The organism is Microbacterium sp. C5A9, from assembly GCF_022627955.1.
Lineage (GTDB): Bacteria > Actinomycetota > Actinomycetes > Actinomycetales > Microbacteriaceae > Microbacterium.
Map to the genome: position 1 here is coordinate 135650 of NZ_JABXGD010000009.1, position 13463 is coordinate 149112.

Here is a 13463-nt window from a genome sequence, read left to right on the forward strand (position 1 = left end):
GGCCGTCTCGACGACCGCTCCGGTGTCGGCGTCCGGCGATACGCTGACGACGTGACCGACACCCTCAGCGCCACCCAGGCTCGACGAATCGCGCTCGCCGCACAGGGTTTCACGCGCGCTCGACCGAGCTCCGTCTCCACGCGGCACCTGCACCGCGTCATGGACAGGCTCGGGGTCCTGCAGATCGACTCGGTCAACGTGTTCGCGCGCTCGCACTACCTGCCGATGTTCTCGCGACTGGGGTCATACGACCCGGCACTGCTCGATCGGGCGTTCCACTCGCGCACGACGCACTACGTCGAGTACATGGCGCATGAAGCCACGTTCATCCCCGTCGAGGACTGGCCGCTATGGCGATTCCGGATGGACGACTTCCGTGCGCGCTGGGCAGGACCCGATTCCTGGATGAGCAGCAACGCCCGCACGCTGCAGTGGGTGCAGGACGAGCTCCGTGACCGCGGGCCGCTCCGCCCGGCGGATCTGCGAGCCGATGCTCCCCGCGAGCGCGGCACCTGGTGGGACTGGGATGACGTGAAACTCGCCCTCGAGCACCTCTGGCGCACGGGAGACGTCGCCATCAGCGGGCGTCGAGGATTCGAGCGCAGCTACGCCCTCGCCGAGCGCGTGATCCCCGATCACATCCTCTCGACGCACGTGCCTCGTGACGACGCGATCCGCGAGCTCACGCGACGCGCGGCACGGTCGTCGGGGGTGGCGACCCAGTCCGACCTCGCCGATTACCATCGCATCCGCGATCGGTCGGCGGTGGCGCGGTCCATCGCCGACCTCGCCGAGGCGGGCGAGCTCCTCCCGGTCACCGTGCGCGGATGGGATCGCGGGGGCCGGGCGCTTCCGGCATGGCGTCACCGCGAGGCGGTTCTGCCGCGCCGAGTCGATGCGGCGGCGCTGCTGACCCCGTTCGACCCCGTCGTCTGGTTCCGCGACCGGGCGCTGCGCGCCTTCGAGCTCGACTACCGCATCGAGATCTACGTCCCCGCAGAGAAGCGACGGTACGGGTACTACTCGCTGCCCGTGCTCGTCGGCGACCGGATCGTCGCCCGCGTCGACCTCAAGGCAGACCGTGCGACATCGACCCTTCAGGTGCAATCCGCCTGGTGGGAGCCTCAGGCCGAGCCCTCCGTCGATGCCGAGCGGATCGCCGCCGAGCTCGCACTCGCGGCCTCGTGGCAGGGGCTCGCGCACATCTCGGTGTCGGGGTGGGGCACAGCCGCCGACAGCCTGCACGCGGCTCTCTCCGCTCACCCCGAGGCATCGGTCCGCCGCCACGTGCACGCCAGAGAAGGCGTGACATGAGCCGCCGCACGGCGTGGACCGTGGGCAGCGTCGCCGCCGCCCTCGTGCTCGCGGGCGCAGTGCTCTGGGTGTGGCAGGCGTCGAGCGAGCACCCGTCCCCCGATGATCCGGTCTCCACCGCCGCTTCCGCCTCGCCGACGGCCTCCCGTGATCCGCAGGAGCTCGCCCAGCAGCGGCTCGACGACGCGCTCGAGGAGTGCACCTCCGAGGAGATCGTCGGAGGTGCCGTCCCCGAGGGGTGCGGCATCCGGATCCCGTGGGGGACGGAGTTCGCGGACGTCGACGGGATCCGATTCCGGATCGAGCGGATGCCCGTGCTCGAACTGACCGATGACGGTTTCGTCGCCGACGGCGGAGTGCTGGTCGCGACGGTCACGGGCACGGGACAGGACGGCGCAGCACGGACGGAGACCTATCGCACCGAGTCGTGGTCCGTCCGCGGGGATGCGACGATCACCGGAGACCGGGTCGACCTCGACATCTGGTGACGGATTGCCCCGGAGCCTCCTCCGGAGACGCGGAAGGCCCGATGCGGCGATGCGCATCGGGCCTTCGGACGTCAGAGCCTCAGGCTCAGAACTGCACGCGGGGCGGTTCGGAGATCGCGCCGCTGTCTGCCACCTCGAAGAACTCCCGCTCGGTGAAGCCGAGTCCCTTGGCGAACAGGTTGTTCGGGAAGACCTTGATCTTGGTGTTGAGCTCACGCACTCCGCCGTTGTAGAAGCGGCGAGCGGCCTGGATCTTGTCTTCGGTGTCGACGAGCGCCTGCTGCAGCTGGAGGAAGTTCTGGCTCGCCTGCAGCTGCGGATACGCCTCGGCGACCGCGAAGAGGCTGCGGAGGGCCTGCTGAAGGTGTCCTTCGGCGATTCCGGCCTCGCCGGGGCCACCGGCTGAGAGAGTCTCGGCGCGAGCACGCGTGACGTTCTCGAACACCGCCTTCTCGTGCGATGCATACCCCTTGACCGTCTCGATCAGGTTGGGGATCAGATCAGCTCGGCGCTTGAGCTGCACGGTGATGCCGCTCCATGCCTCGTCGACGCGGATCTTCAGCTGCACCAGCGAGTTGTACGTCGCCCACAGATAGATTCCGACGAGCAGAATCACACCGACGACGATCAGTACCGGCACGAGCCATTCCATCAGAGGCCCACCCTTCCTCGTGTTTGTCTCATCCTATCCGCGCAGTCTGCACGCCGACTGGGTGCGGCCCGTGCACCGGAGCGTGGTCTCACTCCCCCAGCACGCGGTCGAGGTACCGGTTGGAGAACCGTCGCTCGGGATCCAGTCGGTCGCGAAGAGCCGTGAAGTCGTCGAATCGCGGATACCTCTCGCGCAGCTGCGCGGCGTCGAGGGTATGGAGCTTGCCCCAGTGCGGCCGGCCACCGTGCTCGAGCATGATCTGCTCGACCGCTTCGAAGTAGGCCGTCGGGTCGGCTCTCCAGTAGCGGTGCACGGCGATGTAGCCGGTCGCCCGACCGTGGGCTGTCGAGAGCCAGCGATCGTCCTCCGCCGCGAAGCGGACCTCGATCGGGAACTCGATGCGCCACCCTCGTCGCTCGATCAGCTTCTGAACGGCGCGGAACGCCGGCACCACGTGCTCGGCGGGAAGCGCGTACTCCATCTCGCGGAAGCGCACGGTACGGCTCTGGGTCAGCACCCGGTGCGAACGGTCGGTGTACCGACGGTCACCCGTGAGCCTCACGGCGAGCCTGTTGAACGGCGGAGTCACGGCGGGCACCAGCTGCGCCCCCGCGCACACCACGCGGTAGACGCCGTTCGACAGCAGCGTCTCATCGATCCAGCGGCCCACGACGGGCAGCGGCTGCCGTCGGGTGGACTCCGGCACGCGGGTCTGCCGCTTCGTCAGGGCGACCTCGGTGTGCGGGAACCAGTAGAACTCGAAGTGATCGGACGAGGCGACGCGATCGTCCAGGGTCGCCAGCACGTCGTCGAGGGGCGCGGGCTCGTCGACCGCGTCGAGCACGAACGCGGGCACGCACTGCAGCGTGACCTCGACGATGATGCCGAGTGCGCCGAGACCCAGCGCCACGGCGGGAAGCAGCTCGGGGCTGTTCTCGTCGTCGATGCGGAGGAAGTCGCCGGATGCCGTGACCATCGTGACGCCCACGACCTGCGTCGCGAGACCACCGAACCCGGATCCGGTGCCGTGGGTACCGGTCGACACGGCCCCGGCGATCGACTGCCGATCGATGTCGCCGAGGTTCTCCATCGCGAGGCCGTGCGGCGCGAGCAGCGCGGGGATGCGATGGAGCCGTGTTCCCGCCAGCAGGGTGACCCGTCCCCGCTGCGGATCGGCAGAGACGAGTCCCTGCATGTCATCCAGCTCGAGCAGCACCCCCGGGGCGATCGCGATTCCCGTGAAGCTGTGGCCTGCGCCCACCGCTTTGATGCTGAGCCCGTGCGCGAGCGCGGCCACGACGGCACGCTGCACGCCTTCCGGGGAGCGCGGGCGCTCGACGCGGAGCGGTCTGACCTGCGCGGATCGCGCCCAGTTCTGCCACGTGCCGCCGATCCTCGTCACAGGAACGCCTTTCCTTCGCCGCGGTAGGTCGGCAGCTCGTCGATGACCTCGTCTCCGGAGACCAGGTGATACCGCTCGATGCGCTCGGCCGGCTCACCGCTCTTGGAGTGACGGAACCAGACCCGGTCGCCGACCCCGAGACGCGATGCGGCGCGCCCCTGCAGGGGCGTCTGCACCTCGCCGGCCGCCTCGCGGGCGAGGGTCCGCAGACCCTCCGGCCAGACCGGCAGCGGCTGCCGGGATGCCAGGGCGGGGCCGGAGGCGATCCACCCGCCGCCGAGCACCGTGGCGATGTCGACGGCAGGTCGGCGGACGACGTCGAAGGCGAAGGCCGATGCCGGAGCGGGGCGGAACGAGCGGTAGCCGTCGAACAGGTGTCCGCCGAGAAGCCCGCTGCCCGCGCTCGCCTCCGTGAGGGACTCGTCGCTGCCGGTGAACTCGAGCGAACCGGTGCCCCCGCCGTTGAGGAACTCCAGCGGCGCGACATCGACGAGAGCCGCCACGATCGCTGCGCGACGCTCTCGGAGTTCGGCGCGGGAGCGCGACTGCACGAAGCGGATCAGCGGAGCATCCGCACCCGCGTCGTCGCCCTGGCCGGCGATCTGGGCTTCATACATCTGCAGCCCGACCAGCCGGAAGCCGGGGCGCCGGACGATCTGGCGGGCGAACGCGGCGACCTCGCCCGCGCTGAACAGCGCCGATCTCCGCACCCCGATGTGCCCGAGGGTCGCCGACCGCCACGATGCGTCGGCATCGATCGCCACCCTGATCTCGGGTCTGCGCCCCGCCGGCGCGACGCTGTCGATCACGTCGAGGTGCGCCGGATCGTCGACCATCAGCGTGACGCGTCGTGCCGCCTCCTCCGAGGCGAACAGCTCTGCGAGCCCGGCGCGGTCGACCGTCGGATACCCGATCACGATGTCATCGTGCGTCTCGGCGAGCCAGAGCGCTTCGGCGAGCGTGAACGCCAGGATGCCGCGATACCCCGGGAGTGCGAGAACGGCGTCGAGCACCGATCGCACGCGGACCGACTTCGACGCCACGCGGATCGGCAGTCCCCCGGCACGCGCCAGCAGGTCCATCGCGTTGTGGCGCAGCGCATCGTGATCGATGACGGCGACGGGTGCCGGGAGATGACCGGTCGCCGCGGACAGGCGTGGCCAGTATCGGGAGGGATCCTGCCACTCCGGAGCGACGGACGAGGGTCCCCGGTCAGGGCTCAGATCAGCGGTGAGGTCGAGCACTCCCCCACCCTACGGCGTCGGTGGACCGAGGATCATGCTTTTCGAGACCGGGTCGCAGGCATGCGTCGCCCGTCGCTCGGTCCGTCGCTCGGCGGAGGTGCGCCCTCGCGCTCCGTGTACGCTGAGCCAGGGCACCGGCCGCACGCCCCCGTAGCCCAATGGCAGAGGCAGGCGACTTAAAATCGCTTCAGTCTGGGTTCGAGTCCCAGCGGGGGCACCCACGGACCGTCGGCATCAGCGTCCGAAGAGGTCGCCGATCCCCGGAATCCCGAGGTCGCCCAGCTTCTGGCCCCACTCCCCGGCAGTGTCGCCGAAGCCCGACACCGCTTCTCCGGCCGAACCGAGCACTCCTTCCGCCGCACCCGAGACTCCATCGACGGCACCGGACATGCCCTCGGCCGCGCCGGAGACGAGCTCCTCGGCTCCGAGCCCTCCCGCGATCGCCTCGAGGTCCACGCCCTGCGCCAGCGCGTCGAAGTCGACACCGAGACCGGCCGCCTGCTCGAGCAGCGGCCCGGCGACCGCGCTCGTCACCGCCCCCATCGCCACCACTCCCAGCACGCCGACGGCAGCCCCGCCCACGACACCGGCGGCGCCGACGCCGCGCACGCGTGACAGCAGCCCCCGCATCCGCCCGGGACCGGCGGCCTCGGTCCGACCGGCGGCGCGGGCGAGGTCGAAGGCGGATGCTGACGCGGGGCGCTCCTGCGGCGGCAGCTCGGCATTCATGCGCTCCTGCACCTGCGCGCGCTGCGCCGGCGTCAGGCGTGAGAACGCCTCGCGGTGGATCTCCTCGACCCGGTGCGGGTCGGCGGTCTGGAGCAGGTAGTCGTAGCGTGCGATCGCCGCGCGATCGGCGTCCGTCCCCCCACTCGGGGTCTTGGCTGCGCCCTGGGTCCGGCTTCTCGCGCCCGGGGCCGGCGGCGGGCTGTACGGGTGTCGGGCGCCGTCGCGCGCAGACGGTGTGTGGCGAGATGTCTCGGACGGGCGAGCGTCGCCCTTCTTGCCATCGAGGTCGAGAGCCTGTGAGGCCATTCCGAGCAGACGGTCCAGCATTCCCATGGTCGTGATTCCTTCGTGTGGCGTGTGAACAGCCACCGGACGCACGACCTCGGAGGGCACGGGGGTTCGACGGCTGTCCGCGGATACGGACGCCAGGTCTCCTCCACCCGAGAAGGGCCGGTGGGCCGGGACACGATCTCATGTCCGTAATGACGACGCCACCGCAGTCGGGAGTACTCCCCTTGCGAGGATCACGGTAGCGGGCCGAGCTATGAATGCGGTGCGAACCGGGCGCAGCGCTCCCCACACGACGAAAGCCCCGATCCGCAGGGATCGGGGCTTTCGAGACGAGGGGGCGCGACTACTTCGCGGCCGCAGCCTCGGCGGGCTTCTTCGCCGCGGTCTTCTTGACCGGCGGCTCCGCCTTGGCGGCGGGAGCGGCGGACGGCGCCGGAGCGTCGGCTGCCGGACGCGGACGCGCGGCGAACTCCTCGAAGACGTAGCGCGGGTTCTGCACGGTCTCGAGGTTCACGAGGTCGCGACCGAGCCACAGGTTGTTCCACCAGCCCCAGACGACGCGGAACTTGCGCTCCCACGTCGGCATCGCGAGGCCGTGATAGCCACGGTGCGCGACCCAGGCGACGAAGCCCTTGAGGGCGATCTTGCCGGACTGGAAGACGCCGTTGTAGAGGCCGAGGCCGGCGACGGCGCCGAGGTTCTTGTGGAAGTACTCCTTCGGGTCCTCACCACGCAGCACGGCCGCGAGGTTCTTCGCGAGCAGCTTCGCCTGGCGCACCGCGTGCTGGGCGTTCGGCACGCAGAAGCCTCCGACGCCGCCACCCGACAGGTCGGGAACGGCCGAGACGTCACCGGCGGCCCAGGCGCCCTCGACGAACGCCTCGGGCGTGCCGACGCGCAGGTCCGCACGGGTCTGGATACGACCGCGCTCCTCGACGGGCAGGTCGCCGCCGCGCACGACGGTCGGGTTGGCCATGACACCGGCGGTCCAGACGATGAGGTCGGTCGGGATGACCTCGCCCGTCGACAGCTCGACGTTGCCGTCGACCGCGCTGGTGAGCTGCGTGTCGAGGTGCACGTTGGCACCGCGCTTGGCGAGGTCCTTGAGGACCCACTCGCTCGTCGGCAGCGAGACCTCGGGCATGATGCGGCCCATCGCCTCGATGAGGTGGAAGTGCGTGTCCTCGAAGCTGATCTGCGGGTACTTCGCCACCAGCGACGAGGCGAGCGAGCGCAGCTCGGCGAACACCTCGATGCCGGCGAAGCCACCGCCGACCACGACGACGGAGAGCAGACGGTCACGCGCGGGTCCGGCGGGCAGCGACGCGGCCTTGTCGAAGTTCGACATCAGACGGTCACGGATCGCGACGGCCTCTTCGATCGTCTTGAGACCGATCGCGTTGTCGGCGATGCCCGGGATCGGGAACGTGCGCGAGACGGCACCGGCCGTGACGACGATCTGGTCGTACGCGAACTCGTACGGGTCACCCACGGGAGGGGTGATCGTCGCGACCTTCTCCGCGTGGTTGATACCCGTCACCTTCGCGGTGAGCACGTTCGTGCGCTTGAGGTGACGACGGTGGGCGACCACCGAGTGGCGGGCCTCGATCGAGCCGGCGGCGACCTCCGGGAGGAAGGGCTGGTACGTCATGTAGGGCAGCGGGTCGACCATGGTGACGTCGGCTTCACCCTTACGAAGGTGCTTCTCCAGCTTCCACGCCGTGTAGAAGCCTGCATAGCCTCCACCGACGATCAGAATCTTGGGCACAGTGCTGTTCTGAGGCACAGAGGGACAACTCCTAGAGTCAGGAATGTGGCGTGCGAGCGCGCGCCGATCGGATGCGCCGGGCAGCTGCGGTGACGCCAAGCGCTACCAGGATACCAGGGACTGTGAGCGCGATGAGCGGCAGGGTACCGTAGCGCAGTGAATCAGCGCTGGGAAGCAGCGGTGAACCCGCCTCCGTCGGGGCGTCTGCGGCGGGCAGCGGCGGAATCGCCACGGGCGTCACGGTGGGCACCGGCTGAGGTTCCGACTCCGCGCGGCGGAAGAGCCGCACCCATTCGGCGAGGTCGCCCATCGGGTTCGAGTCGACCGTCGGCACGTCCGAGCTGATGGCCGCCTCGGCGTCGATGAGCCCGTAGCCGTAGAGCGGGTCGGGGGTGCGCGTCATGCCCTCGACGGGGATGGCCGTGCGGATGATGCGGTTGATGACGTTCGCCGCGTCGATGTCGGGATGGGCGGATCTGATCAGGGCGGCGATGCCCGCGACGATGGGCGCCGCACCGCTGGTGCCGCTCCAGTTCACGACCTCGCCGTCTGCCGAGACCCCGCGGAGCCCCTCGCTCGGGGCGGCGATGCCGATCGTGATGCCCTGCGTCGACGCTTCCAGACTCGCGGTTCCCGTCTGGTCGACACCGCCCACCGTCAGGACTCCGGGGATGGTCGCCGGCGCACCGATGATGTTGGTCCCGCTCCCCCGGTTGCCGGCCGCGACGACGACCACCACGTCATGCTCGAAGGCGTAGAGGAACGCGTCGTCCCAGCTCTTGTCCCAGTCGAGGGTGTTGGTCGTGAAAGAGAGATTGATGATGTCGGCACCGTTGTCGACGGCCCAGCGCATGCCCTTCGCGACCTGCTCGGTGAACGGCACGCGCGCCGCCGCCCCGAACCCCACCGAGATCGACAGCAGGTTCGCCTCAGGAGCGACCCCGATCATGCCGGTGCCGTCTTCCGCCCCGCGCCCCGCGGCCAGCGACGCGACCCAGGAGCCGTGGTTGCCGTCGATCGCGCCGAGCGGAGTGCGGCCGTCGGGCGACCCCGTGCCGGAGACGTCGGTGCCGCCGACCACCGCCTGATCGAAGACTCCGGGAACACTCGCGATGCCGGTGTCGATCACCGCGATGGTCACGCCCTTTCCGCGCGTCGTCTGCCACGCATCGCGGATCCGGGCGCCGTCGAGCCAGTACTCCGATGCGCGTACAGGGTCGGCGGGGTCGTCCGGGACGGGCGGAGGCGTCGGGGTGGGAGACGCCGTCGAGCCGAGGAGCAGCACGGATGCCACGACCACCGCGATCGCGACGGCGCCACGGAGCATCCGGCGCGGCCTCATGCCGACGAGTCCTCGACCTCACGCACGGCGGCGCCCGGCTCGTCGCAGCGGCACCGCTCGGGCGACCAGGAGGACCGCGCGAGCGCCTCGTCGCCGATCGGGTTCACGCCCGGTCCGGCCGCGAGGGCGTGTCCGGCCAGTGCATGGAGGCACTTGACGCGCGTCGGCATTCCCCCCGCGGAGATCCCGTCGATCTCGCTGACGTCGCCGAACTGCGCACGATCGGCGAGGTACGCCTCATGTGCCGCGAGATAGGCGGCGGCGACGTCCGCATCGTCGGCGAGCAGCGCCGCGAGCTCGGGCATCACCTGCGTGGCCTCGAGCGTCGACATCGCCGCGGTCGCCGCCGGATGCGTCAGGTAGTAGAAGGTGGGGAAGGGCGTGCCGTCGGGCAGCCGGGGCGTGGTCGCGACGACGGTCGGGTTGCCGCACGCGCACCGCGCGGCGATGCCGACGACGCCGCGAGCGGGCCTTCCCAGCTGGGCCGACACCACGGCGAGCTCGGCGGTCGTGGGGGCGGCGAAAGGCGGGGTGGTCACCCGTCCAGCGTACGGGAGACGGCCGTGAGGATGCTCGACGCGCGCAGGCGACGAGCTCTCGGTCACTCGGCGACAGCGGCGGTGTCGCTGAGCCCTGCGGCCGTCAGACTGCGCAGCAGCTGGGGCATCCAGTCCGACGGAGTCTCCTCGAGCGTGTCGCTGACCGGAACCTGCTCCTGCGGCAGGGCTGCCGGGTCGAGGTCGTTGTCGATGAGATACACGACCTCGCCCGGTTTCACGTAATAGAGACGCTCGCGTGCCTGGGTCGTGATGTAGGCCGGATCGCTCCAGCGCTCGCGCTCGTTCTCGAGAGCGGTGATCTCGTCCTGCGAGACCTGGATGGAGTTCTCGAGCGCGGCGATCTTCTGCCGCTGGTCGATGAACGTCCCGAGCGTCGGAACGAGCACCCACGCTCCCAGCACCACGAGCGAGAGCATGATGACCGAGAACGCCGAGAGACGGATGCCGGATGCCCACTCGCGGACGTCCACTCGGCGGTCCGCGCCCGCGCGCGCGCGCGGGGACTGCGAGGCGCCGGCCGCACGCGCCGGGCGTGCCGCGCCCGGAGACGGCGAAGGAGGAGCCGGTCGTCGTGCCACGGCTCCTCCTCCGGGTTCGGCTCAGGGAGCCGGGTCAATCGTCGTCAGCTGCGCTCAGCCCTGGTAGCGGGGGAAGGCCGAACGGCCCGCGAAGACCGCGGCGTCGCCCAGTTCCTCTTCGATGCGCAGAAGCTGATTGTACTTCGCGACGCGCTCGCTGCGTGCAGGCGCACCCGCCTTGATCTGACCCGCGTTCGTGGCGACCACGAGGTCGGCGATCGTCGTGTCCTCGGTCTCGCCCGAGCGGTGCGACAGCATCGCCGTGTAGCCCGAGCGCTGTGCCAGGCTGACCGCGTCGAACGTCTCGGTGAGCGTTCCGATCTGGTTCACCTTGACGAGCAGCGAGTTGGCGACGCCGCGCTTGATGCCGTCGGCGAGACGGCTCGGGTTCGTGACGAACAGGTCGTCGCCGACGAGCTGCACCTTCGAGCCGAGCGCGTCGGTGAGGAGCTTCCAGTTGTCCCAGTCGTCCTCGGCCAGCGCGTCCTCGATCGTGACGATCGGGAAGTCGTTGACCAGTCCCTGGTAGTACTCGATCAGCTCGGGGCCGGTCCAGTCCTTGTTGTCGAGGCGGTACACGCCGTCGGAGAAGAACTCGGTGGCGGCCACGTCGAGGCCGAGAGCGATCTCGGTGCCGGGCTTGAAGCCGGCCTTCTCGATCGCTTTGACGAGGAAGTCGAGTCCCTCGCGGTTGCTGGGCAGGTCGGGGGCGAAGCCGCCCTCGTCGCCGAGGCCGGTCGCGTAGCCGGCGGCCTTCAGCTCACCGCGCAGGACGTGGTAGGTCTCGACACCCCAGCGGAGTGCCTCGGAGTAGGTCTCCGCACCGATCGGCGCGAGGAAGAACTCCTGCATGTCGATGCCGTTGTCCGCGTGCTCTCCGCCGTTGATGACGTTGAACAGCGGCACGGGGAGCACGTGCGCGTTGGGTCCGCCGAGGTAGCGGAACAGCGGCAGGTCGGCCGAGTCGGCAGCGGCCTTGGCGACGGCGAGGCTCACGCCGAGGATGGCGTTCGCACCGGTGCGCTTCTTGTTCTCGGTGCCGTCGGTCTCGATGAGGATCTCGTCGACGATGCGTTGTTCGCTCGCCTCGACGCCCTCGAGCGCCGGGCCCAGCTCGTCGATGATCGCGTCGACGGCCTTGAGGACGCCCTTTCCGCCGTAGCGGCTCTTGTCGCCGTCACGGAGCTCGTACGCCTCGAATGCGCCGGTGGATGCACCGGAGGGGACGGCGGCCCTCTGGACGACACCGTCGTCGAGGAGCACCTCCACCTCGACGGTCGGGTTTCCGCGCGAGTCGAGAATCTCGCGTGCGCCTACAGCCTCGATCAGTGCCACTGATGTGCTCCTTGCTCAGAGAAAAGGTGTGTGGAGCGTCGTCGATCCGCGCCCCAGTCTAGCCCGCTCGAGGCCGACGCCCCGGGTCGGAGTCGAACCGTCACACCACCACGGCCAGCGCCACGCCGTCCCACCCCTTGACCCCCACGGTCTGCAGAGCCGTCGCGTCGAACCGCGAATCCTCGCCCAGCATCCGCAGGCCGTCCCGCGTGCCGACGACCTTGGGGTCGGTCGAGTCCGCGCGCACGATCTCGCCTTCGCGACCGATGTTGTCGAGCACGACGACGGTGCCTGAATGCCCGAGCTTCGCGGCCCAGTCGAGGTAGATCGTGTTCGACTCCTTGTCGGCGTCGATGAAGACCAGGTCGAAGCCTCCGACCAGGGTCGGCAGCACGTCGGCGCCGCGTCCGATGCGGATGTCCACGCGGTCGCCGACGCCCGCGGCGTCGATGCTCGCCCGCGCGACGGCCGCGTTGTCGGCCTCGGCCTCGACCGTGACGACCCGACCTTCCGGCCCGACCGCCCGGGCCAGCCAGATCGTCGAGTATCCGCCGAGGGTGCCGATCTCCAGCACCCGGCGAGCGCCGCTGATGCGCGCGATCAGGTTGAGCAGTTTGCCCGAGACCGGCGCCACCTCGATGGCAGGCAGTCCGGCATCGCGCTGCGCGGCGAGCGCCGCCTCGAGCTCAGGGTCATGGCCGACGAGCAGGTCTGCGAGGTAGGCATCGGCGTTCGCCCAGGCGGCGGGAGTGGAGTCCATGCCCTCAGCCAACCGCGCAGCCCCCGGAGCGTCAAGAGGCCGAGGCGCTCCCTCCGCCGCGCGGCGCGGACAGCAGACGACCGGGCGCACCCGCGAGCTCGGGCTGGCGGCGGAACTGCCCGGTGACCGCGAGGATCACGATCGCGACGGCCGCGACGATCCATCCGGCGAGGCCGAGCGGCCCGGCGAGCGCGAGGTCGGGCTGGGACGCGGCGAAGAGCAGTACGAGTCCGCCCGCGGCGTTCAGAGATCCGTGGGCGAGCACCGCGGGCCAGATCGACGCGGAGCGCAGCCGCAGCCAGCCCAGCAGGATGCCCCAGGCGACGCACCCGCCGATCATGAACAGGACACCCGTGATGTCGGTGCGTCCGAAGTTGTATCCGAGCAGGATCACCGGGCTGTGCCAGACCCCCCAGATCGCGCCGCTGATCAGCAGCGTCGGCCACGTGCCGAGAGGTCGCAGCGCGGGGACGAGCCATCCGCGCCAGCCGAGCTCCTCGCCGAAGGCCACCACGCTGTTGAGGAGCGCCGCGACCGGGATCATCACGAGCTGGGAGATGACGACGAGCTCGACCGGGGGCATCGGCGCGCCCTCGGGCAGGAGCTGGGCGAGCTGCGCCGCGAAGCCCGCGAAGGTCAGGTCGAGCTGCACGAACCCGAGCGCGGCGGCGACGAGGACGCTGAGGCCGACGAGCAGCGGCGGAGCGAGCCAGCCGAGCACCATGAGCCAGACCACCCGCTTGGCGGGCCGCAGGGGCCAGAGCCCGAGGAACCGCACCCGCTCCCCCGCCGAGGGGACGCGCAGGGCGAACGTCACGATCACGGCGGCGACGGCGGGCGTGAACATCATCACGGGCAGCAGCAGCGCCGCGGTCGGCTCGGCGAGACCGTCACCCAGCCACAGCGGCAGAGCCACGAGCCAGGCGAGGCCGCAGGCGAGCACCACGAAGCTGACGACGGCGGCGATTCGAGTTCGGGTCATGGGGGGTTCTCCTCGGTC

Annotated in this window: 13 protein-coding genes and 1 tRNA gene; 3 read left to right on the top strand and 11 right to left on the bottom strand. The window is 70.3% G+C overall.

The window, feature by feature from the left end:
• Positions 1-51: 51 nt before the first annotated feature.
• Entirely contained in the window at positions 52-1314 is a 1263-nt protein-coding gene (locus HWD99_RS16870) for a winged helix-turn-helix domain-containing protein (RefSeq protein WP_241797344.1), read from the top strand.
• Positions 1311-1802: a hypothetical protein gene (locus HWD99_RS16875; protein ID WP_241797345.1), complete on the top strand. Its 492-nt coding sequence runs from the start codon at positions 1311-1313 to the stop codon at positions 1800-1802. The genes HWD99_RS16870 and HWD99_RS16875 overlap by 4 nt, the downstream gene beginning before the upstream one ends.
• Before the next feature lie 85 nt (positions 1803-1887).
• On the opposite strand, the gene HWD99_RS16880 is transcribed toward HWD99_RS16875, so the two are convergent.
• From HWD99_RS16880 to HWD99_RS16890, 3 genes are all read right to left on the bottom strand, one after another.
• Complete coding sequence (locus HWD99_RS16880) at positions 1888-2454, bottom strand: LemA family protein (RefSeq protein WP_241797346.1); 567 nt, start codon at positions 2452-2454, stop codon at positions 1888-1890.
• An 88-nt stretch (positions 2455-2542) separates the two neighbouring features.
• The gene (locus HWD99_RS16885; protein ID WP_241797347.1) at positions 2543-3856 is read right to left on the bottom strand and encodes a D-arabinono-1,4-lactone oxidase; all 1314 of its coding nucleotides are present in this window, start codon (positions 3854-3856) and stop codon (positions 2543-2545) included.
• Positions 3853-5100, bottom strand: coding sequence for an alanine racemase (locus HWD99_RS16890; RefSeq protein WP_241797348.1), 1248 nt, complete (start codon positions 5098-5100; stop codon positions 3853-3855). Before HWD99_RS16890 ends, HWD99_RS16885 begins: the two co-directional genes overlap by 4 nt.
• A 144-nt stretch (positions 5101-5244) precedes the next feature.
• Here HWD99_RS16890 and HWD99_RS16895 point away from each other — a divergent pair.
• Positions 5245-5317: transfer RNA gene (locus HWD99_RS16895), tRNA-Leu, on the top strand.
• 17 nt (positions 5318-5334) lie between these two features.
• Here the strand turns inward: HWD99_RS16895 and HWD99_RS16900 are convergent.
• The 8 genes from HWD99_RS16900 to HWD99_RS16935 form a co-directional block, all read right to left on the bottom strand.
• A complete protein-coding gene (locus tag HWD99_RS16900) occupies positions 5335-6162 on the bottom strand; it encodes a DUF3106 domain-containing protein (protein WP_241797349.1) in 828 nt (275 codons plus the stop codon).
• Positions 6163-6463: 301 nt separating this feature from the next.
• The gene (locus HWD99_RS16905; RefSeq protein ID WP_241797350.1) at positions 6464-7888 is read right to left on the bottom strand and encodes an FAD-dependent oxidoreductase; all 1425 of its coding nucleotides are present in this window, start codon (positions 7886-7888) and stop codon (positions 6464-6466) included.
• 37 nt (positions 7889-7925) lie between these two features.
• Positions 7926-9230 carry a S8 family serine peptidase gene (locus HWD99_RS16910; protein WP_241797351.1) on the bottom strand — a complete coding sequence of 435 codons (1305 nt, stop codon included), beginning with the start codon at positions 9228-9230 and terminating at the stop codon, positions 7926-7928.
• Positions 9227-9769 carry a DUF501 domain-containing protein gene (locus tag HWD99_RS16915; protein WP_241797352.1) on the bottom strand — a complete coding sequence of 181 codons (543 nt, stop codon included), beginning with the start codon at positions 9767-9769 and terminating at the stop codon, positions 9227-9229. Before HWD99_RS16915 ends, HWD99_RS16910 begins: the two co-directional genes overlap by 4 nt.
• A gap of 62 nt (positions 9770-9831) precedes the next feature.
• On the bottom strand, positions 9832-10260 hold the full coding sequence (locus HWD99_RS16920) for a septum formation initiator family protein (protein ID WP_241797353.1): 429 nt from the start codon (positions 10258-10260) through the stop codon (positions 9832-9834).
• A gap of 162 nt (positions 10261-10422) precedes the next feature.
• Positions 10423-11703, bottom strand: coding sequence for a phosphopyruvate hydratase (gene eno / locus HWD99_RS16925; RefSeq protein ID WP_241797354.1), 1281 nt, complete (start codon positions 11701-11703; stop codon positions 10423-10425).
• 100 nt (positions 11704-11803) lie between these two features.
• Entirely contained in the window at positions 11804-12463 is a 660-nt protein-coding gene (locus HWD99_RS16930) for an O-methyltransferase (protein WP_241797355.1), read from the bottom strand.
• A gap of 31 nt (positions 12464-12494) precedes the next feature.
• A complete protein-coding gene (locus HWD99_RS16935) occupies positions 12495-13445 on the bottom strand; it encodes a CPBP family intramembrane glutamic endopeptidase (RefSeq protein ID WP_241797356.1) in 951 nt (316 codons plus the stop codon).
• Between the last annotated feature and the right edge of the window lie 18 nt (positions 13446-13463).